Source organism: Actinokineospora cianjurensis (assembly GCF_003663795.1).
GTDB lineage: Bacteria > Actinomycetota > Actinomycetes > Mycobacteriales > Pseudonocardiaceae > Actinokineospora > Actinokineospora terrae.
The window spans coordinates 2,934,165-2,957,767 of the sequence record NZ_RCDD01000001.1; the positions used below are offsets into that span (position 1 = coordinate 2,934,165).

Consider the following 23,603-nt stretch of genomic DNA (forward strand, 5'->3'; position numbering starts at 1 on the left):
GTTGACCCCGCAGGCGCTACGCTGCGCCCTCACCCGCTAGAGCGAACGGGTGCGGGCGCAGTGTCATGACCACCTATCGCGGCGCGCACGTCAACCAGATCCGTGCGCGGCCCGCGCGACTCGAGGAGACGGACCGACCGTGGCACCACCGGTTGGGCAGATCCGCCCAGGACGCTATTTGGCGTTCTTCGTAGCAATCGTCGCTGTCCTCTACACGCTGGTGTTCGCCACCGGCGACCACCGGGCGGTGCCCAAACTGGGCATCGACCTGCAGGGGGGCACCCGGGTCGCGCTGACCGCGCGCACGGAGACCGGCGAGCCGCCGTCGAAGGAGTCGCTGAACGTCTCCCGCGAGATCATCGACACGCGGGTCAACGGCACCGGCGTGCAGGGCGCGGAGGTGGTGCTCGACGGCACCACCATCGTCATCACCGTCCCCGGTGAGAACGGCGAGAAGGCCAAGGACCTCGGTCAGACCGCGCAGCTGCGGTTCCGCCCGGTGGTCGGCTCCGTCGCCGCGCAGGCACAGCCGCAGCCCTCGACCGAGCCGCAGCCGTCGGTCACCGGCTCCGCGCCGCCGACCCCGACCTCCGGCGCCCCGACCTCGGGTGCTCCCGCGTCCGGGGCCCCCGCCTCGACGGTCGCCCCGCAGGGCCGCCCGGTGCCCGCGCTGGCGCAGCAGCCCTCCAGCGGCGCGCCCGCGGCGACGACCACGGCGCCCGCGGCCTCGACGACAGCGGCACCCCCGGCGACGACGCCCGCGGCCACCCCGCCCGCCGCCGACAACCCGTGCACGCAGTACGCCGCCCTGCTGGCCGATCCCAAGGCCGAGACGCCCGCCCTGATCAGCGCGGGCAAGAAGTGCCGCCAGGCCCCCACCCTCGCCCCGAGCAAGGGCGCCGACGGCGCCGAGGTCCCCGCCGACCAGGCGCTGCAGCAGGCCGCGCTCGCGGTGCTGGACTGCGCGCCCGGCCGCAAGGACCCGCTGGTCGGCAACGACGACAAGTCGCTGCCGCTGGCCGCCTGCGACCAGGACGGGGTGGAGAAGTTCATCCTCGGCCCGTCGTTCCTGGAGGGCACCGAGATCAACAACGCCACCTCCCAGCTCGACCCGCAGGGCGTCGGCTACGTGGTGAGCATCAGCTTCAAGGCCACCGGCTCGAAGGTCTGGTCGGAGTACACCGCCTCGCACGTGCAGGAGCGGGCCGCGTTCGTGCTCGACACCCAGGTCGTGTCCGCGCCCACCATCCAGGGCGCCATCAACGGTGACACCCAGATCACCGGCGGCCAGGGCGGCTTCAAGCAGGCCGAGGCGATGAAGCTGGCCAACGTGCTCAAGTTCGGCTCGCTGCCGCTGTCGTTCGAGCCCTCCGAGGCCGAGACCGTGTCGGCGACGCTGGGCATCGCCTCGCTGGAGGCGGGCCTGATCGCGGGCGCCATCGGCCTGGCCCTGGTCTTCCTCTACTGCCTGGTCTACTACCGGCTGCTCGGCCTGCTCACGATCCTGTCGCTGGTGCTCTCCGGCGTGATCGTCTACGCGGTGCTGGTGCTGCTCGGCCGCTGGATCGGCTACAGCCTCGACCTGCCCGGCGTCGCCGGTCTGATCGTGGCGGTCGGCTTCACCGCGGACTCGTTCGTGATCTTCTTCGAACGGCTCAAGGACGAGATCCGGGAGGGCCGCTCGTTCCGCTCCGCGGTCCCCCGCGCCTGGGTCCGGGGTCGGCGCACGATCCTGTCCGCCGACGCGGTGCTCTTCCTCGCCGCCGCCGTGCTCTACGTGCTCGCCGTCGGCCAGGTCCGCGGCTTCGCGTTCACCCTGGGCATCTCCACGGTGCTCGACCTGATCGTGGTGTTCCTGGTGACCCACCCGCTGGTGGCGGTCGCCTCGAAGTCCAAGTTCCTGTCCAGCCCCAAGCTCTCCGGCCTCGGCTCCACGCAGCGCTCCGCGGTCGCCCAGCGCGCCGCGCGGGTCCCCGCTGGCACCGCCGCGAAGGAAGTGTGACGACCGTGTCCACCAACGAGACCCCAGCCGAGAAGAAGGCACCCCTCGGCGCGACCGGCGATGTCGTCGTCGGCGGCAAGCACAGCGTCTTCGAGCGGCTCTACACCGGCACCGGTGCTTTCGACATCGTCGGCAAGCGCAAGCGCTGGTACGTGATCTTCGGGCTGCTGATGCTGGTCTGCCTCGGGTCGGTGATCTTCCGCGGTTTCAACCTCGGCATCGACTTCGAGGGCGGCACCAAGATCTCCATGCCCGCGGTCAGCGCGACCGGCGACATCCCCACCGACCGGGTGACCGAGGTGTTCACCAAGACCCTCAACGCCGAGCCGTCCGCGGTGCAGAAGGTCGGCGCGGGCACCAACTCCACCATCCAGATCAAGTCGGAGTCGCTCAGCGTCGCCCAGGTCACCTCGCTCAAGCAGGCGCTGTTCACCGAGCTCAAGCCGCAGTCGCCGAACGGGGAGTCCAGCCCGGCGCAGATCAGCGACAGCGCGGTCTCGGGCACCTGGGGCGGGGAGATCTCCCGCCAGGCGCTCATCGCGCTGATCGTGTTCCTGGTGCTGGTCACGATCTTCCTGGCGCTGTACTTCGAGAAGTGGATGGCCGTCGGCGCGCTGGCCGCGCTGGTGCACGACGTCATCTTCACCGCGGGCGTCTACTCGATCGTCGGCTTCGAGGTCACCCCGGCCACGGTGATCGGGTTCCTCACCATCCTCGGCTTCTCCCTCTACGACACCGTCGTGGTGTTCGACAAGGTCAAGGAGAACACCCGGGGCCTGCTGGGGCTGACCAGGCGCACCTACGCCGAGGCGGCCAACCTCGCGGTCAACCAGACCCTGATGCGCTCGATCAACACCTCGCTGATCGCGCTGCTGCCGGTCATCGGCCTGCTCGTGGTCGGTGTCGGCCTGCTGGGCGTCGGCACCCTGCAGGACCTGGCGCTGGTGCAGTTGGCTGGCATGCTCGCCGGTGTGCTCTCGTCCATCTACCTGGCCACCCCGATCCTGGTGGACCTGAAGATGACCGAGCCCAAGTTCAAGGAGCAGGCCAAGCGCGTGGAACTGCGCCGCGCCAACGCCGCCCGCCGCCAGGAGGCCGCCGCCGACCTCGACCTCGACGACCCCGACGCGGTGGACGCCGAAGTGCGCCGCGAGCGCGCCTACGCGGTCGCCAGCAGCGTCCCGGCCCGCACCCCCAAGGCCACCGACGCCCGCCGCGGCACCACCCGCCCCAGCGGCAAGAAGCGTCGTTGACCACTGCCACACCGCTGAACAGGGCGCTCGGTCTCATCCGGGAAGTCACCGACTTCCCCGAGCCGGGCGTCCTGTTCCGTGATCTGACCCCCCTGCTCGCCGACGGCCCCGCCTTCCGCGCGGTCGTCGACGCCCTCGCCGCCGCACTGCCGTCCGACGTGGACGCCGTGGTGGCCCTGGAAGCCCGCGGCTTCCTCTTCGGCGCCGCCCTGGCCGCACTCCACGGCCTCGGCGTCATCCCGATCCGCAAACCAGGCAAACTCCCCGCCGTCGCCGACCGGGTCACCTTCGACCTGGAGTACGGCTCGGCCACCTTCGAACTGCCCGCCGCCACCCTGCGCCCCGGCAGTCGCGTGGCCGTGGTGGACGACGTCCTCGCGACCGGCGGCACCCTGGCCGCCGCTGCGGGGTTGGTGCGCCGGGCAGGGGCCGAGGTCGCTGGCGCGGTGGTGGTCCTGGAGATCGCCGCACTGGGTGGCCGAGCCCGAGCCGGGGTGCCGGTGCAGGCACTGGCAGCGCTCTGAGGGCCATTCAGGTCGGCTGGTGCGGGGGCTGAGCCGGGCGGTCGGTGTGATCTTCGGTTGCCGGGTCGTCATTCGGCGTTCACCGTCTCCAGGGGGCGCTTCGTCGCCCCACTGCCCGGTCACCGGGTGATTCGGAGTTATTCTCGGTACCCGGGCCACGGTGGTGACCCGGTCGACGTGCGCCGCGGACGGCGGACCGACTGCCGGGAGCATGGGTGACCAATGACGTGAGGGCGCAGGCGGAGGCGGCGGCCGCCCCCGCCGCCGAGGGTGAGCCGGGGCGCTCGGCGACCCGGCGGGTGCGCTCGCGGCTGGCCAGGCGGATCACCGCCCAGCGGGCGGCCCCGGTCAAGCAGGTGCTCGAGCCGCTGGCCGTGGTGCACCGCGAGCTGCACCCGAAGGCCGACCTCGGGCTGCTGCAGCACGCCTACGACGTGGCCGAGGAGATGCACCGCAGCCAGCGGCGCAAGTCCGGCGACCCGTACATCACCCACCCGCTGGCCGTCGCCACCATCCTCGCCGAGCTGGGCATGGACACCACGACGCTGGTCGCGGCGCTGCTGCACGACACCGTCGAGGACACCGAGTACTCCATCGAGCGGCTGCGCGCCGATTTCGGCGACGAGGTCGCGCACCTGGTCGACGGCGTCACCAAGCTGGACAAGGTGCAGTTGGGCACCGCGGCCGAGGCCGAGACCATCCGCAAGATGGTCATCGCGATGGCCCGCGACCCCCGGGTGCTGGTGATCAAGCTCGCCGACCGGCTGCACAACATGCGCACCATGCGGTTCCTGCCGCCGGAGAAGCAGGCGAAGAAGGCCCGCGAGACGCTGGAGGTGCTGGCCCCGCTGGCGCACCGGCTCGGCATGGCCACCGTCAAGTGGGAGCTGGAGGACCTGGCCTTCGCCATCCTGCAGCCCAAGAAGTACGACGAGATCGTGCGGCTGGTGGCCAACCGGGCGCCCTCGCGCGACACCTACCTCAAGACGGTGATCGGGCAGCTCGGCGCGGACCTGGAGGGCTCGCGGATCGCCGCCAAGGTCGAGGGCAGGCCCAAGCACTACTACTCGATCCACCAGAAGATGATCGTGCGCGGCCGCGACTTCGACGACATCCACGACCTGGTCGGGGTGCGGATCCTGGTCGACGACGTGCGCGACTGCTACGCGGCGATGGGCGTGGTGCACGCGCTGTGGCAGCCGATGCCCGGCCGGTTCAAGGACTACATCGCCCAGCCCCGGTTCGGGGTGTACCAGTCGCTGCACACCACGGTGATCGGGCCGGACGGCAAGCCGCTCGAGGTGCAGATCCGCACCCACGAGATGCACCGCACCGCCGAGTACGGCATCGCGGCGCACTGGCGGTACAAGGAGACCAAGGGCACCCACGCCGGTGTCGACGTCGACGAGATGGCCTGGATGCGGCAGCTGCTGGACTGGCAGCGGGAGGCGGCCGACCCCGGCGAGTTCCTGGAGTCGCTGCGCTACGACCTGGCGACCCGCGAGATCTTCGTCTTCACCCCCAAGGGCGATGTGGAGACGCTGCCCGCCGGGTCGACGCCGGTCGACTTCGCCTACGCCGTGCACACCGAGGTCGGGCACCGCTGCATCGGCGCGCGGGTCAACGGCCGCCTGGTGGCGCTGGAGCGCAAGCTCGAGAACGGCGAGGTCGTCGAGATCTTCACCTCGAAGGCCGAGGGCGCGGGACCCAGCCGCGACTGGCTCGCCTTCGCCGCGTCGCCGCGGGCGCGGGCGAAGATCAAGCAGTGGTTCGCCAAGGAGCGCAAGGAAGAGGCGATCGAGGCGGGCAAGGACTCGATCACCAAGGAGGTGCGCCGGGTCGGGCTGCCCATGCAGCGGCTGGTGTCGGCCGACTCGGTGACCGCGCTGGCCCGCGAACTGCGCTACCCGGAGGTCAGCTCGCTCTACGCCGCGGTCGGCGAGGGCCACATCTCCGCGCGGCACGTGGTGCAGCGCCTGGTCGCGCTGCTCGGCGGGGTCGACCACGCCGAGGAGGAACTGGCCGAGCGGGCCACGCCGTCCACCATCACCCGCAGGCGCAGCTCCGGCGACGCCGGGGTGATCGTCAAGGACGCCACCGACGTGTGGATCAAGCTGGCCCGCTGCTGCACCCCGGTCCCCGGCGACGACATCCTCGGCTTCGTCACCCGCGGCGGCGGGGTCAGCGTCCACCGCACCGACTGCACCAACGCCGACGAGCTGCTCAGCACCCCCGAGCGGCTGCTTCCGGTGGAGTGGGCGCCGTCGGAGTCGTCGGTGTTCCTGGTGGCCATCCAGGTCGAGGCCCTCGACCGGCACCGCCTGCTCTCCGACGTCACCAAGGTCCTGGCCGACGAGAAGGTCAACATCCTGTCGGCCTCGGTCACCACCTCCCGCGACCGGGTCGCGGTCAGCCGCTTCTCCTTCGAGATGGGCGACCCGAAGCACCTGGGCCACGTGCTCAAGGCCGTGCGCAGCGTGGAGGGCGTGTACGACGTCTACCGGGTCACCTCGGCCTCGTAGGTGTCTGAACTCAGATAAGTCAGGGTTGGCGCTTACCTTGGTCGGGTGAAGATTCTGAGCAAGGAAGCCTTCGACCGGGCCGAGGAGTTCGTCTGGCGATCCGCGCGGATCCTGGATCGGCGGCGGTTCGACCTGGTATTCCACGATGGCCCCGCCGAGCCCGTTCTCGCTGCCCTGGCCGCCTACCGCAACCCGGACGGCGGTTACGGCAACGCGCTCGAGCCCGACGGCAGGGGCCCGGGCAGCCAGCCCATCACCACCCTGACGGCCCTGCATGTGCTGCACGAGGCGAAAGCGGCACCGGACGGCGTGGTCGAGTACCTGGAGTCCATCACCGCCGACGGTGGGGGAGTGCCGTTCGTGCACCCCAACATCCGCGACTACCCGCGTGCGCCGTGGTGGCAGGTCTCGGACACCTACGAGGGTTCGCTGCTGCCTACGGCCAACCTGGTGGGTGCTCTGTGGCAGGCAGGCGTGACCCACCCGTGGGTCGATAGCGCCGCCGAGTTCAGTTGGGCCCGGATCGACGCTCTTACCACCACGCACCCGTATGAGGCCCTCGGTGTCGTGGGGTTCCTCGACAACGCCCCTGACCGGTCACGCGCAGAGGAAACGGCCGCGCGCATCGGCAGGCTTGTCCGGGACAACGGGCTCGTGCGCATCGGTGCCGAGGGGACAGTCCCAGCGGGATACAACCCCGCGGAGCTGCACAGCCCGCACGAGTACGCGTCCACGCCGGACTCCCTCGCCCGTGCCTGGTTCACCGACGACGAGCTCTCGGCCAGTCTCGACGACCTCATCGACGCCCAGCACGAGGACGGTGGCTGGCGCGTCCGCTGGGAGAGCTGGACCCCGGCGACCGAGCACGAGTGGGCGGGCTGGTTCACCGTGGAATGCCTGCGCACCCTCAAGGCGTACGACCGCTGGTAAGCCCCCGAACGCGAACAACGCCCGCCCCGGCAACCCGGGGCGGGCGTCGTCAGCTCTGGGTCACGCGACGGCGACGTTGGAGATCTTGACCTCGTTCTTGGGCTTGCCGTCGCCGGGGTTGCCCTGGGAGACGGTGCCCGCCTTGGCGATCTCGTCGATCTTCTTCATGCTGTCGGCGTCGATGTAGCCGAACAGGTTGTAGTTCGGCGGCAGCTCGGCGGTGCCGTAGACGATGAAGAACTGGCTGCCGTTGGTGCCCTTGTTCGTCTCGGGGTTCTTACCCGCGTTCGCCATGGCCAGCAGGCCGCGGCCGTACTTGATCTCGGGGAAGACCTCGTCGTCGAAGCTGTAGCCGGGGCCGCCGCTGCCGGTGCCAGACGGGTCGCCGCACTGCAGCACCTGCAGGCCGTCGGTGGTGGTCAACCGGTGGCACGGGGTGTCGTTGAAGTACCCCTGCTTGGCCAGGTTGGTGAAGCTGTTGACCGTGCACGGCGCGAGCGCGCGGTCCAGGGTCGCCTTGATCTCCGCGCCGTTGATGGTCAGCGTCGCGTTGGCCGTGCCCGTGGCGGCGACGTCCTTGCCTGACGGCGGCGTCGCGGGCTTGGCCGCGGGCTTGTCCGCCTCGGCCGGGTACTCGCAGGTGACCTTCGCGGGCAGCGGGGTGGCCCGCTTGGGCACCGGGGCCAGCTCGGTCGGGATCGAGGTGGGCGTGTCCGGCGGGGTGTCCGGCTCGCTGGTCGCCACCGTGTTCGACGACGCCGTGTCGGTGGTGCTGCTGCCGCCGCCGATGTTCGCCAACCAGTAGATCAAACCGACGACCGCGATCACGCCGACGACGGTGCCGATGACACCGACGACCCGACGCTTGCGGGCGCGCTCTGCCCTGTTGACGAGCTGGCGCTCAAGCTTGCGCTTGGCCGCCTCTCGGCGCTGCTCGTTGCTCGGCACCTCGCACCCTCCTAGCTGACCGCAAACTGGCTGGCGCGCAGTCTATGGGGACCCCCGGTAAGAACCGCGTGGAGGTAGGGCCTACTAGGCTGAGAAGAAGCCAAGAATCCGCGACCGGAGGTTTACCCGTGCTCGTCGTCGGCTTCCCGACAGGCGCCTTCCAAGCCAACTGCTTCCTGGTCGCGCCTGCGCCCGGCGGCCCCTGCGTGGTCGTAGACCCAGGTCAGGACGCCGAGGAGGCCCTGATGGCCGCGCTGGCCGAGCACCGGCTGGCGCCGGTGGCCGTCGTGCTGACCCACGGGCACCTCGACCACACCTTCTCCGTCACACCGGTCTGCGACGGCAACGACGTGCCCGCCTGGATCCACCCGGACGACCGGTACATGCTCAGCGACCCGCTGCGCGGCATGAGCGACGAGGCCGCCCGGTTCTTCGGCCCGCTGACCATGCGCGAGCCCGCCGAGGTCCGCGAGCTCACCGACGGCGCCGAGCTGGACCTGGCCGGTCTGCGGCTCACGGTGCGGCACACCCCCGGGCACACCGAGGGGTCGGTGAGCTTCGGCCACACCACCGACGAGGGCGGCAAGCTGCTGTTCTCCGGCGACACGCTGTTCGCGGGCTCCATCGGCCGCACCGACCTGCCCGGCGGGTCGATGGCCAGGATGACCGAGTCGCTGCGCGGCCTGCTCGAACTCGACGACGACACCGTCGTGCTGCCCGGGCACGGTCCGACCACGACCATCGGGCAGGAGCGGGTCGGCAACCCGTTCCTCACCGGCATGGTCGACCTGACCGACCCCTCCGCCGCCCACCGCGGCCGGGGCAAGGGGATCTGACGTGGCCGAGGAGACCAACCCGACCCCGGCTGGCCAGGTCCCGCCGAACCCGGCGCCGACCGCCCTGATCCCGCTCAGCCTCACCGAACCCGACCGCCGCCGCGGCGTGCTGTCGCTGCTGGTCGCGCTGGTCATCGGCGCCGCGCTCGGCGGGGTCGTCGGGCTGATCGCCGGTCAGACCGCCGGGCTGGTCACCGCGGGCGTGGTGGTCCTGCTGCTGCTCCTGCTGGCCTGGGCGTCCGCGCGGCGCACCCTGTGGCTGCGCGACGGCACGACCGTGGTGGCCCGCACGATCGGCAGCAAGTCGGTCGACCTGCGCGCGGCCGACCGGCTGGAACTGCTGGTCACCGATGTGCGCGGCATCCGCACCGTGGGGATGCTGGTCGGGCACAAGAGCACCTCGATCAACGTGGCGCTGGCGATGTACTCCGGCACCGGCGGCCGCGAGCTGGGCATCCTCGTGCTGCGCAAGCTCGCCGACGGGCTCGCGGGCAGCGAGAACCCGGCTGGCCTGGTGTTCTCCCAGCTCCTCGTCGCGCAGTTGCGCGCGGAGGCCAAGGGGGAGGCGGCGCCGGAGCGGCCGCTGTTCCGCCTGGGCTCGCTCGCGCCGACCGGCAAGCTCGCCCAGCGGCTGCGGCCCGAGGCGATCACCCGGTTCGTGGCGTCGCTGGACTGAGCGCGGGCTCCCGCACCGCGACCAGCGCGGCGACGGCCGTGGTGACCGGGACGGCGGCGACCAGCCCGATGCTGCCGACCAGGGTCCGCACGATCTCCTGGGCGATGGTCTGCGACTCCAGCACGGTGCCGAGGCCGACGCCGGACAGCGACGAGTACAGCAGCACCGGCAGCGCGGCCCCGGCGTAGGCCATGACCAGGGTGTTGACCGCGGAGGACACGTGGTCGCGGCCGATGCGCAGCCCGGCCGCGTACAACTCGTGCCAGCCCAGCGCCGGGTTGGCCGCCCGCAGTTCCCACACCGCGCTGGTCTGGGTGACGGTGACGTCGTCGAGGACGCCGAGCGCGCCGATCACGATCCCGGCCAGCAGCAGCCCCCTGGTGTCGATGCCGTGGCCGAGGGTGCCGAGCAGGGTGGTGGTCTGGTCGTCGAGGCCGGTGAGGTTGGTCGCGGCGCTGAACACGGCGCTGAGCACGCCGATCAGGCCCAGGCTGACCATGGTGCCCAGCACCGCGGTCGAGGTCCGCGCGGACAGGCCGTGGGTCAGGTAGAGCACCGCGAACATGATCACGCCCGCGCCCGCGATCGCCACGAGCAGCGGGTTCTCGCCTGCCAGGATCGCCGGTAGGACGAACAGCAGCAGTACCGCGAAGCTCAACCCCAGGGCTGCAAGCGCCTTGAGACCTTGCCAGCGTCCTAGCACCAGCACCGCGATCGCGAAGAGTGCCGCGAGGACGCCTAGAGGGAGTCCTCGCTGGAAGTCGACGAGTTGGTAAGAGCCGCCGCTGAGCGCGTCGCCGCCGTTGTAGGCGAGCACGACGTCGTCGCCGACCGCGAACCGCGGGGTGCTCGGTTCGATCGGGACGGTCGTGCGGATGTCGCTGCCCTTGGCCGTGCCATCGGTCATCTCGACGGTCACGGTCAGGCACTGGTCCGACGAGGTGTCCCCGCTGCTGCACGGACTCGCCTCGGTTGCGGTGACGGTCCCGGACACGGCTTGCTGGCCGCGGGTCTCCGGTCCGTCACCGGCCGGGTACAGCAAGACCATGCCGACGAGGGCGGCTAGCGCGAACGGCGCCAGAAGGGCCAAGAGGAACTTTCGGACACGCGGGGACGCGGGCGTCGCTGGGCCGTGGTGGCCATGGCCGTGTCCGGTCTTGGCGTGCTCGGGCTCGCTGTGCTCGGGCTCGCGGTGTTCGGCGCGCCTTCTACCGGTGTCCGGCCCGCTGCTCCGGCGGTGCCTGGCGGCGCTCTTGTCCCGGTCGCCGTGGTCGACGTCGCCGCGCTTGGTCAGCTCTGCCTCGGTCACCCGGGGAATCGGCTGGGTTTCCCAGTCCTGCACCGCGACATCGTGCCAGTCGGGTCCCGATCGGGGTGAACTGGTTGCGCCGCGTTCGAACGCGTGTTCGAATAGAGGGGTGCGATGGCAGCGGCAGGTAGTCGGGGAGACGGGGGAGAGCGCTGCGGGAGAACAGGCGTTGCCGGGGTTGCCCGGGTTGGTGCGCAGTGTCCGCACCCCGGAGTTCGCGGGTGTCGTGTTCCACGAGGTGTTGGCGAAGTCGGTGCTGAACCGGATGCCGGAGAACTCATCAATGCCCTTCCGCTGGACGATCAACCCGTACCGGGGCTGCACGCACGCGTGCAGCTACTGCCTGCACGGCGACACGCCCGTCCTGATGGCCGATGGCACTACGAAGCCGATGGCCGAGCTGCGAGTCGGCGACCGTGTCTACGGCACCGAGCGGCGCGGTAGCTATCGGCACTACGTGCCCACGGAGGTGTTGGACCACTGGTCCACGGTCAAGCCTGCCTACCGGGTCACCCTGGTCGACGGAACCCAGCTCATCGCGAGTGGGGAGCACCGGTTCCTCACCGAGCGCGGCTGGAAGCACGTCACCGGCGAGGTCTCCGGACCGTCGCGGCGGCCGCACCTGACCGCGGGCAACAAGCTGATGGGCACCGGCCGGTTCGCCTTGCCGCCCAAGGACACCGCTGACTACCGGCGTGGCTACCTGTCCGGCATCGCGCGCGGTGACGGCACTGTCACCAGTTCCGAGCGCGCGGCGGCACGGGTGGCCGAGTACCTCACCGGCGACTTCGCGTTGACCTTGCCGGTGGAGTGGCCGCGCACCCCGACCGACGAGTGGCGCAAGGGTTTGCTCGCGGGTGCCTTCGACGCCGACGGCACGTTCTCGCATCGCATCCTGAGGTTGCCCAACCTGGGAGACCGCGCGCTGACGGCCGTCACAGAGGCGTTGGAAGCCTTCGGGTTCTCTTACGCCATCGAGTCCCGGCGCGCCGCTGGCGGTAAGTCGTGCGTGCGGATCGACGGCGGTCTTGCCGAGCACCTGCGCTTGTTCCACACCACAGACCCTGCCGCTACCGAGAAGCGCGCGATCGACGACGCGGCCATCAAGTCCGGCGCCCAGCTCGGTGTGGTGTCCATCGAACCGCTGGGGTTGGACCTACCGCTGTTCGACATCACCACCGGCACGGGTGACTTCATCGCCAACGGTGTGGTCAGCCACAACTGCTTCGCCCGCAACAGCCACAAGTACCTCGACCTGGACGCGGGACACGACTTCGACAGCCAGATCGTCGTGAAGGTCAACGCGCCGCAGGTCCTCACGCGACAGTTGGCGTCACCGCGCTGGGACCGCTCGCCGGTCGCTATGGGCACCAACACCGACCCGTACCAACGGGCGGAGGGGCGCTACCGGCTGATGCCGGGGATCATCGGCACCCTCGCCAAGCACGGCACGCCGTTCTCGATCCTGACCAAGGGCACCTTGCTCAACCGGGACATCCCGTTGCTGCGCGCGGTCAGCGCTGACGTGCCGGTGTGGCTCGGCGTGTCGGTCGCGCTGCTGGACCGTGAGCTGCAACGCGTGCTGGAGCCCGGCACGGCCTCACCGCAGGCTCGGCTGGAGATGGTGCGCAGGCTCAACGACGCAGGCTTGTCGTGTGGTGTCGCTGTCGCGCCTGTCCTACCGGGGCTGACGGACTCGGTGGAGCAGTTGGACGCGTTGTTCTCGGAGATCGCGGCAGCGGGAGCGACCAGCGTCATGGTCACCGCACTCCACGTGCGACCCGGGGCCCGCGAGTGGTTCGCCGCCTGGTTAGCGCGGGAGCACCCTGAACTGGTCCCGCTCTACCGGCGTGTCTATGGCGTGTCGAGCTACGCGTCCGCTGGGTACCGGGCGGAGTTATCGGCCAGGGTCGGCCCGTTGCTGCGGCGCCACGCGCTGTCGACATCGCGGTTCGACCCGCCCATCCCCGCTCAACGCTCTGCGGAGACGCAGAACGCGGGGGAGACGCAGTTGACATTGCTGTAAGTGGGATGCTTGGCGCTGTAAAGAGGGATGCCTGGCCGCACCGCGCTGGGGCACGCTGAGGCGGGCGCGGTGCGGCTGCCCGTCTCTTAGTCGAGGGCGAGCACGTGCAGGGTGAACCTGGCAACGACCTTGTAGCCCGCGCGCTCGTAGACCCCTAGGGCGCCGGTGTGGTTGTCGGCGTCGACGCTGAGGCCGGAGGTCGCGAAGCCCGCGGTCCTGGCGTCGTGCAACAGCGTGGACAGCAGTGCGGTCGCCAGGCCGCGGCCGCGCCACGCGGTGCGGGTGCCGACGTCGGCGACCCACAGCTCCTTGTGCCCGCGCGCGGCTGTGTCGGCGGGGTGCTGCAGGCCCAGCACGAACGCGGCCAGGTCCCCGGTCTCGTCGTCGCGCAGGTGCGCGCTCAGCGTCGGCTCCAACGGCGGGGACGTCACGAAGTGCTTCTCCCAGAACGCGGTGTCGACGTCGGTCGAACCCCAGTGCTCGGCGAAGGTGTCGTTGCGCAGCAGCCGCAGCGCCTCGGAGAACTCGGGCCGGTAGCGCTCCAGGGTGAACCCGGTCGGGACCGGCACCCGGGGGAGGTCCTCGGTGAGCGTGGCGCGCATGTCGAAGAACCAGCGGGTCGCGGTGTAGCCCGCGGCGCCCACGATCGCGGCCAGGTCGGGGTTGCGGTCGTGCGCCGCGACGACGGCCTCCAGCCGCAGATCGGGGAACAGCCTGGCGTGCTTGGCCCGCGCGGCGTCCCGCGACCGCCGGAGGAGTTCCGTGCCGATGCCGCGGCGGCGGTGCGACGGGGCGACGGCGCCCAGCAACCGGATCCGGTCGACCTCGACCGCGCCCGGCCTGCCGAACGCGATCCCGTACCCCACCAGGGTGTCGCCGTCGAACACGGCGACGGTGTCCGCCTGCTCGGCGTCGTCGACCAGTTTGGCGTAGTCGTCGACGCCGCTGTGCTCGTCGACCCGGTCCACCGCCTCGGCCTCGGCCATCAACCGCACCCAGGCCGGTGCGTCGGAGTCCGCCAGAGCGCGCCACGTCAGATCCACATCGAGCCACGGTAGGGCACCCGGGGCGGTCCGCTCGACCGGTTTTCTCTACGCTCGGCCGGTGCTCGTGCTGCTCCCCCCTTCAGAGACCAAGAGCGTCGGCGGCAACGGCTCCGCGCTCGACCTGGCGGCGCTGTCGTTCCCGGAGTTGACCCCGGTCCGCGACCAGGTCGCCACCGCGCTGGTCGCCCTCGCCGCCGACGTGCCAGCCAGCCTCGCGGCCCTCGACCTGTCCGAGCGGCAGGTCGACGAGGTGGAGCGCAACGCGGCCCTGTTCGCCGCGCCCACCCGCCCGGCCCTGGAGCGCTACACGGGCGTCCTCTACGACGCCATGGCCATCCCGTCGTTCACCAAGGCCCAGCGCCGCCGCGCCGATGCCCGCCTCGCCGTCGCCTCGGCCCTGTTCGGCGTGCTCCGCGCCGCCGACCCCATCCCCGCCTACCGCCTCTCCGGCGCGTCGGTGCTGCCTGCCCTGGGCCCGCTCCGCCCGCTCTGGCGCCCGTCGCTGGAGAAAACCCTGTCCACTGTGGACGACCTGCTGATCGACCTCCGCTCCGGCGCCTACGCCAACCTCGCCACCACCCCGACGGCCATCACCGTCCGAGTGGTCACCGAGTCCCCGGACGGCCGCCGCAAGACCGTCAGCCACTTCAACAAGGCGTACAAGGGCCGCTTGGCCGCCGCCCTGGCCACAACCCCCCGCGAACCCACCACCATCCGCGGCCTCATCTCAGTAGCCGCCGCGGCAGGTCTCACCCTCACCAAAACCCCCACCCCCAACGCCTTGGACCTCGTAGTCACCCCATAGCGCCTAACTAGGCTTTCCCACAACGGCCCGGCTGCGCCTCTCGCGCGCCCATGCTCTCCAGCCCCACCCGCGTGCTCCTTGGCCCCGCCACGCCCTCTTACCGTCCGCCCAGCCCTTGCCCCTGCGGCGCCTCTAACCCACCCGGGACTCCAGCACCCCAAGCTCCGGCTGACCCCAAGGTCCAGCTGACCCTCTAGCCGCAGACCGGGCCTCTAGCCCCGTTTCCGCCTTCCAGCGCCCCCTCGCGCCCGCGGTCCCGACCCTGCCCAGCCCCCACCCACACCGGGGGGCGTCCCAGTGCCAGTCTATCGGCACCCCCCGACAAAGGATCTTGAAACAGGCGCCCGAAGATCCACATGTGGATAACTTCTGTCGCTGGACCGGGTGAACATCCGGAGCCAGCGCCCAGCGCCCGAGCAGCCTCGAAACGGCCTCCGGCCAGCAAAAACAAACCCGCCCGTTAATTCGGTTGCGCCCCCGAACGCGCCCGGACAAGCTATGCCCCGTGAGGCCGGTGGTGAAGCAGCCGGTGGAGATCAAGGGAGGTGCCGTGATGTCGACGACCGTCGTTGTGGATGTGGCGCTGTCCCGTCCACCCGCCCTGCCGGGGCCGCGGTAAGACGCGGTGGTGGGGCATCCTTCCAACCGAGGAGTCCCACCCAGTGCGAGAGCACGATTTCGACGACGCCCCCCAGTCCAGCCGGATGCGGCGGCGCAGGTTCGACGATGAGCCCCAGCCCCAGCGCGCAGGCAGGCTGACCGAGGCCGAGAAGCTCCGGCTGTCCCGGGTCCGCGAGGACGCGTACACCGCCGAGCTCGAGTTGCCTGACGGTGCCGATCGCTGGTCCACGTGGGCCGACAGCGAGCAGGGCCCCCACCCCAGGCCCGACTGGCTCGTCACCAGTGACGCCGCGGCTGATTCCGAGCTCGGGGTGCTCAAGACCGGCAAGGAAGCCGATGTGTTCGTCATCGAGCGCGCGGTTCCCGGCGGTGAGAGCTGCCTGTTGGCGGCGAAGCGGTACCGCAGCGGCGAGCACCGGTTGTTCCACCGCGACTCCGGCTACCTCGAGGGCAGGCGCATGCGCCGGTCCCGGGAGAGCAGGGCGATCGCCAACCGGACGGTGTTCGGGCGCAACCTGATCGCCGAGCAGTGGGCGGTGGCGGAGTTCGCCGCGCTGTCGCGGCTGTGGTCGGTCGGGGCGCCCGTGCCCTACCCGGTGCAGCGCGACGGCACCGAGTTGCTGCTGGAGTTCCTGGCCGACGGTGACCGGCAGGGCGCGCCCCGGCTCGCCCAGAGCAGGCCGGAGCCGGAGCAGTTGCGTGACCTCTGGGAGCAGATGGTCGCCGCGCTGGAGCTGTTCGCGGTCCACCGGCTGACCCACGGCGACCTGTCCGCGTACAACGTCCTGGTCCACGACGGTCACCTGATGGTGATTGATCTGCCGCAGGTGGTCGACCTCGTCGCGAACCCGGCCGGGGCCGAGTTCCTGGCCCGCGACGTGGCCAACATCAGCCGGTGGTTCGCAGGTCGGGGGCTGTCCGAGCAGCTCGTCGACCCGGGTGTGCTGACCGCCCACCTGCTCGACGTCGCGGGGCTCGGCTGACCCGCGACACGTGATCCCGCTCCCGCCGTGCGGGGGAACGTCACGCCGTCGGGTAGAGTGGGCAGCGCACCGTGAGCGGAGCCGACCAGAGGCTCCGGTGAAACGACAGCCGGTGCCTACACCCACCCGACGGCGTGACACACGCGCCGGGCTCGTCCGTGCGATAGCCTGCCGGCCTCCTGAGAAGAGGGCGGAGCCTCCCGAGACGTGCCATCGTCCGGAGAGGACTCCCTTGCTCGACTCTGCCCTGCCCACGAACGCCCTCCTCGAGCTCGACGCCGAACTCGACACCACCGTCGACACCGACGCGATCGACTCCGCCGACACCGCGGAAGGCGATGGCCGCAAGCCGCGCCACCGCGCCAGCGGCAAGGGGCGCTTCGAGCCCACCGGCGTCACCTTCGCCGACCTGGGCCTGCCCGCGCCGCTGCTGCGGGCGCTCACCGAGGCCGGTATCAACCAGCCGTTCCCGATCCAGACCGCCACGATCCCCGACGCGCTGGCGGGCCGCGACGTGCTCGGCCGGGCCCAGACCGGCTCCGGCAAGACCCTCGCCTTCGGCCTCGCGCTGCTGGCCAGGCTCGACGGCGGCGAGGCCAAGCCGCTGCGCCCCCGCGCCCTGGTGCTCGTGCCGACCCGTGAGCTCGCGCTCCAGGTCAGCGACGCGCTCACCCCGCTGGCCCGCTCGCTGGGCCTGTGGTGCCGCACCGCGGTCGGCGGCATGTCCTTCCCGCGGCAGGCCGAGGCGCTGCGCCGCGGCGTCGACCTGCTCATCGCCACCCCCGGTCGGCTCTCCGACCACGTCCGGCAGGGCACCTGCGTGCTGGACTCGGTGCAGTTCAGCGCCATCGACGAGGCCGACCAGATGGCCGACATGGGCTTCCTGCCGCAGGTCCGCGAGATCCTCGACCTGACCAACCGCGACGGCCAGGTGCTGCTGTTCTCCGCGACCCTCGACGGTGACGTCGACCAGCTGGTGCGCCGCTACCTGAGCAACCCGGTGACGCACTCGGTCGACAGCTCCACCGCCAGCGTGTCCACCATGGAGCACCACATGCTCCTGGTGTCCAAGCAGGACAAGGCCGACGTCATCACCGAGATGGCGGCCCGCGACGGCCGCACCATCATGTTCGTGCGCACCAAGCACCACGTCGACCGGCTCGCCGACAAGCTGCGCTCGGTCGGTGTCCGCGCGGGCGCGCTGCACGGCGGCAAGACCCAGGGTGCCCGCAACCGGGTGCTCAGCCAGTTCCGCGACGGTGACATGCCGGTCCTGGTCGCCACCGACGTCGCCGCCCGCGGCATCCACGTCGACGGCGTCAGCCTGGTCGTGCACGTCGACCCGCCCGCGGACCCCAAGGACTACCTGCACCGCGCCGGTCGCACCGCGCGCGCCGGTGAGGCGGGCACCGTGGTCACCGTGGTGACCCACGACCAGCGCCGCACCGTGGTCCGGTTGACCGACCGGGCGGGCGTGAAGCCCGAGCACACCAAGGTCCGGCCCGGCGACGCGGACCTGATCCGCATCACCGGCGCCCGCGTGCCCAGCGGTGAGCCGGTCATCGAGAAGCCGATGCCGGTCCGCGCCCCCCGCGCGGGTCACACCGCGCGCCGCGCCGGTGGCGAGTTCCGCCGCCGCACCGGTGGCTTCGAGGGCCGCGGCCCCCGCGAGAGCCGCGCCACCACCGGCCGGGGCGGCGAGCGCCGCGAGGGTCACCCGCGCGACGACCGGCGTGAGCCCAGCCGCGACCACCGCACCCGCGACTTCGCGGGCGGCGACAACCGCGCCCCGCGTGAGGGCGGCTACCGCGACAGCGCGCCCCGCGAGGGCGGCTACCGCGGCGACCGCGCGCCCCGCGAAGGCGGCTACCGCGGCAACAGCAGCAGCACCGGCGCCCGTGAGGGCTACCGCGGTGGTGCAGGCGCGGGCACCCGCGACAGTGGCGGCTTCCGCGACCGCGGCGACGCCCGCGACTCCAGGGACCGCGCCCCCCGCGAGAACACCGACCGCAACCGCGAGTACCCGTCCCGTGACGGCGCTGCCCGCACGAGCACTTCCGGTGCTTCCCGCAACTGGCGCGACGACCGCCGCGGCTGAGCCGATTAGGCAGTAGGAAAGGCCCGTCCCCCTGGGGGCGGGCCTTTCTCCATTGTGGACGCCAGGACAAGCCGCTCCCGAGCCGGGAAGAATGTTCGGCGGTGGGTGTAGAGCTCGCCCGCCCGGCTCCGACTCCAGGGTGACGGTGGGCCACGGCGGCCCGCACCGGGAGAGGAGAACCGGCATGAAGTACCTGCTGCTCATCTACGGCAACCAGGAGAAGTGGGACGCGATCCCGGCTGACGAGTGGCCAGCGGCCCTCGCCAAGCAGGAGGCGTTCAACACCCGCTACCGCGACAGCGGTGAGCTGCTCGGCGCCTACGGCCTCTCCGACGCCGTGCTGGCCCGGCTGGTGCGGCGCGAAGGCGGTGCCCCCGCGGTCACCGACGGTCCCTACCTGGAGACCAAGGAGTACATCGCCAGCTTCTACCTGCTCGACGTGGACGGGCAGGAGCGGGCCGAGCAGATCGCCGCGGACATGCCGTGGGCCGACGAGAGCCCGGTCGAGGTGTGGCCCATCCTGCACGAGTCGCCGTGAGCGAGGTCGCCGAGGACCTGCTGCGCGTGCTCGCGCCGCAGGTCCTCGCGGCTCTCGTGCGCCGCAACGGCTGGGTCGACGGCGCGGAGGACGCCGTGCAGGAGGCGCTGGTGGCCGCCGCGACCCAGTGGCCCGCCGAGGGGGTCCCCGACAACCCGCGCGCCTGGCTGGTGACCGTCGCCTCGCGAAGGCTGGTCGACCACTTGCGCGCCGACGCGTCCCGCAGGCGCCGTGAGGAGCAGGACCTCGTCGCGCGGACCCCGGTCCAGGTCGACCACGCGGCCTACGACGACTCCCTGGAGCTGCTGTTCCTCTGCTGCCACCCGGAGCTGAGCCCGTCCTCGCGGATCGCGCTCACCCTGCGCGCCGTCGGCGGCCTGAGCACCGCGCAGATCGCCGCGGCGTTCCTGGTCCCGGAGGCCACCATGGCGCAGCGGATCAGCCGGGCCAGGCAGACCGTCCGCGACGTCGGCCTCGGCGCGGCGGGCCCGGACCGGCTCGACGCGGTGCTGCACGTGCTGTACCTGGTGTTCACCGAGGGCCACACCAGCACCGACGGCACCGACCTCACCGCGACCGCGCTGTCGGACGAGGCGATCCGGCTGACCCGGTGGCTGCGCGCGCTGCTGCCCGACGACACCGAGGTCGCTGGTCTGCTCGCGCTGATGCTGCTCACCGACTCGCACCGCCCGGCCCGGCTGCGGGCGGGCGCGCTCGTGCCGCTCGCCGAGCAGGACCGGTCGCTGTGGGACCGCGCGGCGATCACCGAGGGGGTCGACCTCATCACCGGGGCGTTGACCGCGGGCCGGATCGGGCCCTACCAGCTCCAGGCCGCGATCGCGGCGGTGCACAGCGAGGCGGCGACCGCCGCCGACACCGACTGGCCGCAGATCGCGGGCCTCTACCAGCTGCTCGACCGGGTCGCGCCCAGCCCGGTCGTCACCCTCAACCGCGCGGTCGCCGTCGGGATGACCTCGGGACCCGAGGCCGGGCTCGCACTGCTGGCGACCCTCACCGCCGACAAGCGGATGACCCGCAACCACCGGCTCTACGCGACCCGGGCGCACCTGCTGGACCTGGCGGGCGACACCGAGGCGGCGCGCGCGGACTACCGCGAGGCGGCCAAGCGCGCCACCAGTGCGGTGGAACGCCGCCACCTCACGGTGCGCGCTGCCGGACTGTCCGGGTTGTGAGAGGTCAGCCGTTGTTCGACCCCACGCAGAACTCGTTGCCCTCCGGGTCCCGCAGGACAGTCCACGACAGCCCGGGCACGTCGTGCGCCCCGACCTCGACCGCGCCCAGGTCCACCAGCCGCGCCACCTCGGCGCCGCGGTCCGCTGTGGTGAAGTCCAGGTGGACGCGGTTCTTGCCCGCGCGCTCCTCAGGGACCCGCTGCAGGCCCACGAAGACGGCCTCGCCCTGGCGGGCGCCCGGCGGGCCGAGGAAGATGAACTCGCCGCCGAAGTCCTGGGCCACCTCGAAGCCCAGTGCCTGGGTCCAGAAGGCGGCTAGCGTGCGCGGATCGGCGCAATCGATGGTCACACCTGCGATACCAATGGTCATACCTCGCACGGTAACCGCCGGGACCGACAATCATGGACCCGTGCGCACCATCGACTGGCAGTCCGACCACATCGTCATCGTCGACCAGACCCGGCTTCCCCACGAAGTCGTCACCCGCGAGCTACGCACTGTTTCCGAACTCGTGACCGCGATCCGCACCCTGGCCGTGCGCGGCGCCCCCGCGCTCGGTGTGGCCGGGGCACTGGGGGTCGCGTTGGCCGCGTTGTCCACAACGGACCCGGTAGCGGCCGCGGCCGAGATCCGGGCGGCTCGCCCGACCGCGGTGAACCTCGCCTGGGGCGTCGACCGGGTGCTGGCCAAGCTCTCGCTCGGCATCCCCGAGGCCGTGGTCGAGGCGATCACCGTGCTGGAGGACGACGTCCGGCTCAACCGGACACTCGCCGAGCGCGGCGCCGACTGGCTCACCGCCCGGGTACCGGGCCGGATCAACGCGCACACGCACTGCAACGCGGGCGCGCTCGCGTGTGTCGAGTGGGGGACCGCTCTCGGTGTGCTGCGGTCACTACACGCGCGGGACAGGCTCGGGCACGTTTACGCCGATGAGACCCGGCCCTTGCTGCAAGGGGCGCGGATCACGACCTGGGAACTGGCCGAGATGGGTGTCGAGCACACGCTCGTCGTCGACTCTGCCGGGCCGTCGGTCATCGCGAACGGTCTTGTGCACGCCGTCGTCGTAGGAGCTGACCGGATCGCCGCGAATGGTGACGTTGTCAACAAGATCGGCACGTACCCGCTGGCGTTGGCGGCCGCGCGCGCCGGTATCCCGTTCGTTGTCGCCGCACCGGAGTCCACCGTGGACGAGGCCACCCCAGACGGTTCCGCGATCACGATCGAGGTGCGGTCGGAGGAGGAGGTCACCGGGTTCGGGGGAGTGCGCACCGCGCCTGAGGGGACGCGGGCGCTGAACTACGCCTTCGACGTCACCCCCGCCGACCTGGTCACCGCAATCGTCACCGAGGAGCGCGTCATCGAGCCCGCGTAACCCCGATGCGCTGACCAGCGGCAGGTCACTACGCTCTATGGGCACCCGCCCGACACGAGGAGCATTACCGTGATCACCAGGATGTCGACGTTGTTCCTGCGCACCCTGCGCGAGGACCCGGCCGACGCGGAGGTGCCCAGCCACAAGCTGCTGGTCCGCGCCGGGTACGTCCGCCGGGTCGCCCCCGGCGTCTACTCCTGGCTGCCGCTCGGTCTGCGGGTGCTGCGCAAGGTCGAGGCGATCGTGCGCGAGGAGATGGACGCGATGGGGGCGCAGGAGATCCAGTTCCCCGCGCTGCTGCCCCGCGAGCCCTACGAGGCGACCAACCGGTGGACCGAGTACGGCCCCAACCTGTTCCGCCTCAAGGACCGCAAGGGCAACGACTACCTGCTCGGTCCCACGCACGAGGAGCTGTTCGCGCTCACCGTGAAGGGCGAGTACGCCTCTTACAAGGACTATCCCCTCTCGCTCTACCAGATCCAGAACAAGTACCGCGACGAGGCGCGTCCCCGCGCGGGGATCCTGCGCGGCCGCGAGTTCCTGATGAAGGACTCGTACTCGTTCGACCTCACCGACGAGGGCCTGGTCGAGAGCTATGCCGCGCACCGCGCCACCTACGTGCGCATCTTCGACCGGCTCAACCTGCGCTACGTGATCGTCAAGGCCACCTCCGGCGCCATGGGCGGCTCGGCCTCGGAGGAGTTCCTCGCCGAGGTGCCGATCGGTGAGGACACCTTCGTCCGCAGCACCGGCTCGGACTACGCGGCCAACGTCGAGGCCGTGGTGACCCCGGCGCCCCCCGCGCGTGAGCTGGACGGTCTGCCCGAGGCTCGCGCGCACCACACGCCGGGCACGCCCACCATCGACACGCTGGTCGAGTTCCTCAACGGCGCCGACCTCGGCCGGACCTTCACCGCGGCCGACACGCTGAAGAACGTCCTGTTCAAGGTCCGCCTGCCCGGCGCCACCGAGTGGGACCTGCTCGCGGTCGGCGTCCCCGGCGACCGCGAGGTCGACCCGAAGCGGCTGGAGGCGGCGCTGTCGCCCGCCGAGTTCCAGGTGCTGGAGGAGGCGGACTTCGCCAAGAACCCGTTCCTGGTCAAGGGCTACATCGGCCCGCGCGCGCTGCTCGAGAACAAGGTCAGGTACCTGGTCGACCCGCGCGTGGTCACCGGCACCGCCTGGGTCACCGGCGCCGACCAGGCCGACCACCACGTCGTCGACCTGGTCGCGGGCCGCGACTTCACCCCGGACGGCACCATCGAGGCCGCCGAGGTCCGCGAGGGCGACCCCGCCCCCGACGGCACCGGCACCCTCGTCGCCGCCAGGGGTATCGAGATCGGCCACGTGTTCCAGCTCGGCCGCAAGTACTCCGACGCCCTGGGCCTGTCCGCCCTCGGCGCCGACTCCAAGCCCATCACCATCACCATGGGCTCCTACGGCATCGGCGTCTCCCGCCTGGTCGCCGTCATCGCCGAGCAGACCTTCGACTCGTCCGGCCTCGTCTGGCCCCGCCAGGTGTCGCCTGCCGACGTGCACGTGGTCGTCGCGGGCAAGGACGCGACGCTGCTGGAAGCGGGCGAGAAGCTCGCGACCGACCTGCACGCGCGCGGCGTCGACGTCCTGCTGGACGACCGCCCCGCCTCCCCCGGCGTCAAGTTCAAGGACGCCGAGCTGATCGGTGTCCCGACGATCGTCGTGATCGGCCGCGGGTTGGCCAACGGGGTCGTCGAGGTGAAGGACCGCGCCACGGGCGACCGCACGGAGATCGCGGTGGACTCGGTCGTGGCCCATGTCGTGGGTCTGACCAGCTGATCTGTGGCTTCTCGGGTGGCCGTCCCCTGCGGGGGGCGGCCATCTTCCTTTCACCCGGTCCACGGACAGAAGTTATCCACACCTGGATCTTCGGCGGCGTGTTCC

At 71.4% G+C, this 23,603-nt stretch carries 19 protein-coding genes; 15 read left to right on the top strand and 4 right to left on the bottom strand.

Features of this window, described 5'->3' with window-relative positions; all coding sequences use genetic code 11:
- Positions 1–139 precede the first annotated feature (139 nt).
- From secD to CLV68_RS13120, 5 genes are all read left to right on the top strand, one after another.
- Positions 140–2,002 carry a protein translocase subunit SecD gene (gene secD, locus CLV68_RS13100; RefSeq protein WP_121390602.1) on the top strand — a complete coding sequence of 621 codons (1,863 nt, stop codon included), beginning with the start codon at positions 140–142 and terminating at the stop codon, positions 2,000–2,002.
- 5 nt (positions 2,003–2,007) lie between these two features.
- Entirely contained in the window at positions 2,008–3,255 is a 1,248-nt protein-coding gene (gene secF / locus CLV68_RS13105) for a protein translocase subunit SecF (protein ID WP_121391160.1), read from the top strand.
- Positions 3,252–3,779 (top strand): adenine phosphoribosyltransferase, encoded by a 528-nt coding sequence (locus CLV68_RS13110; protein WP_211346486.1) that lies wholly within the window; start codon positions 3,252–3,254, stop codon positions 3,777–3,779. Before secF ends, CLV68_RS13110 begins: the two co-directional genes overlap by 4 nt.
- A gap of 227 nt (positions 3,780–4,006) precedes the next feature.
- A complete protein-coding gene (locus CLV68_RS13115; RefSeq protein ID WP_092779106.1) occupies positions 4,007–6,301 on the top strand; it encodes a RelA/SpoT family protein in 2,295 nt (764 codons plus the stop codon).
- A gap of 45 nt (positions 6,302–6,346) precedes the next feature.
- Positions 6,347–7,231 (top strand): hypothetical protein, encoded by an 885-nt coding sequence (locus CLV68_RS13120; protein ID WP_121390603.1) that lies wholly within the window; start codon positions 6,347–6,349, stop codon positions 7,229–7,231.
- Positions 7,232–7,291: 60 nt separating this feature from the next.
- Here CLV68_RS13120 and CLV68_RS13125 read toward each other — a convergent pair whose 3' ends face one another.
- Positions 7,292–8,179, bottom strand: coding sequence for a peptidylprolyl isomerase (locus CLV68_RS13125; protein ID WP_121390604.1), 888 nt, complete (start codon positions 8,177–8,179; stop codon positions 7,292–7,294).
- A 128-nt stretch (positions 8,180–8,307) separates the two neighbouring features.
- Here CLV68_RS13125 and CLV68_RS13130 point away from each other — a divergent pair, with 128 nt between their 5' ends.
- Entirely contained in the window at positions 8,308–9,015 is a 708-nt protein-coding gene (locus CLV68_RS13130; protein ID WP_121390605.1) for an MBL fold metallo-hydrolase, read from the top strand.
- A gap of 1 nt (position 9,016) precedes the next feature.
- Positions 9,017–9,691, top strand: coding sequence for a hypothetical protein (locus CLV68_RS13135; RefSeq protein WP_246009791.1), 675 nt, complete (start codon positions 9,017–9,019; stop codon positions 9,689–9,691).
- Here the strand turns inward: CLV68_RS13135 and CLV68_RS13140 are convergent.
- Positions 9,663–11,033 carry a YibE/F family protein gene (locus CLV68_RS13140; protein ID WP_211346487.1) on the bottom strand — a complete coding sequence of 457 codons (1,371 nt, stop codon included), beginning with the start codon at positions 11,031–11,033 and terminating at the stop codon, positions 9,663–9,665. The two genes, CLV68_RS13135 and CLV68_RS13140, sit on opposite strands and share 29 nt — an antisense overlap.
- Positions 11,034–11,109: 76 nt before the next feature.
- Between CLV68_RS13140 and CLV68_RS13145 the strand changes: the two genes are divergently transcribed.
- On the top strand, positions 11,110–13,026 hold the full coding sequence (locus CLV68_RS13145; protein ID WP_211346488.1) for an intein-containing Rv2578c family radical SAM protein: 1,917 nt from the start codon (positions 11,110–11,112) through the stop codon (positions 13,024–13,026).
- Between the two features lie 86 nt (positions 13,027–13,112).
- Here CLV68_RS13145 and CLV68_RS13150 read toward each other — a convergent pair whose 3' ends face one another.
- Positions 13,113–14,069, bottom strand: coding sequence for a GNAT family N-acetyltransferase (locus CLV68_RS13150; RefSeq protein ID WP_121390606.1), 957 nt, complete (start codon positions 14,067–14,069; stop codon positions 13,113–13,115).
- Positions 14,070–14,130: 61 nt separating this feature from the next.
- On the opposite strand from CLV68_RS13150, the gene yaaA reads away from it, so the two are divergent.
- The 5 genes from yaaA (at position 14,131) to CLV68_RS13175 (ending at position 20,310) form a co-directional block, all read left to right on the top strand.
- The gene (gene yaaA / locus CLV68_RS13155; protein WP_121390607.1) at positions 14,131–14,877 is read left to right on the top strand and encodes a peroxide stress protein YaaA; all 747 of its coding nucleotides are present in this window, start codon (positions 14,131–14,133) and stop codon (positions 14,875–14,877) included.
- 662 nt (positions 14,878–15,539) lie between these two features.
- Positions 15,540–16,481: a serine protein kinase RIO gene (locus CLV68_RS13160; protein ID WP_170224265.1), complete on the top strand. Its 942-nt coding sequence runs from the start codon at positions 15,540–15,542 to the stop codon at positions 16,479–16,481.
- 232 nt (positions 16,482–16,713) lie between these two features.
- Positions 16,714–18,579: a DEAD/DEAH box helicase gene (locus CLV68_RS13165; RefSeq protein WP_425454831.1), complete on the top strand. Its 1,866-nt coding sequence runs from the start codon at positions 16,714–16,716 to the stop codon at positions 18,577–18,579.
- Between the two features lie 184 nt (positions 18,580–18,763).
- Positions 18,764–19,117 (top strand): YciI family protein, encoded by a 354-nt coding sequence (locus CLV68_RS13170; protein ID WP_121390608.1) that lies wholly within the window; start codon positions 18,764–18,766, stop codon positions 19,115–19,117.
- A complete protein-coding gene (locus CLV68_RS13175; protein ID WP_121390609.1) occupies positions 19,114–20,310 on the top strand; it encodes an RNA polymerase sigma factor in 1,197 nt (398 codons plus the stop codon). The genes CLV68_RS13170 and CLV68_RS13175 overlap by 4 nt, the downstream gene beginning before the upstream one ends.
- A gap of 4 nt (positions 20,311–20,314) precedes the next feature.
- Here the strand turns inward: CLV68_RS13175 and CLV68_RS13180 are convergent, their stop codons facing one another.
- Positions 20,315–20,680, bottom strand: coding sequence for a VOC family protein (locus tag CLV68_RS13180; protein WP_121391167.1), 366 nt, complete (start codon positions 20,678–20,680; stop codon positions 20,315–20,317).
- Here CLV68_RS13180 and mtnA point away from each other — a divergent pair.
- Positions 20,673–21,683 (top strand): S-methyl-5-thioribose-1-phosphate isomerase, encoded by a 1,011-nt coding sequence (gene mtnA / locus CLV68_RS13185; protein ID WP_121390610.1) that lies wholly within the window; start codon positions 20,673–20,675, stop codon positions 21,681–21,683. The two genes, CLV68_RS13180 and mtnA, sit on opposite strands and share 8 nt — an antisense overlap.
- A 69-nt stretch (positions 21,684–21,752) precedes the next feature.
- Positions 21,753–23,498 carry a proline--tRNA ligase gene (locus CLV68_RS13190; RefSeq protein WP_121390611.1) on the top strand — a complete coding sequence of 582 codons (1,746 nt, stop codon included), beginning with the start codon at positions 21,753–21,755 and terminating at the stop codon, positions 23,496–23,498.
- Positions 23,499–23,603 lie beyond the last annotated feature (105 nt).

Excerpts from the sequence above, each read along its gene's own strand:
- CLV68_RS13170 (WP_121390608.1), top strand. The coding sequence starts at position 18,764 with ATGAAGTACCTGCTGCTCATCTACGGCAACCAGGAGAAGTGGGACGCG.
- CLV68_RS13180 (WP_121391167.1), bottom strand. The coding sequence starts at position 20,680 with ATGACCATTGGTATCGCAGGTGTGACCATCGATTGCGCCGATCCGCGC.
- mtnA (WP_121390610.1), top strand. The coding sequence starts at position 20,673 with ATGGTCATACCTCGCACGGTAACCGCCGGGACCGACAATCATGGACCC.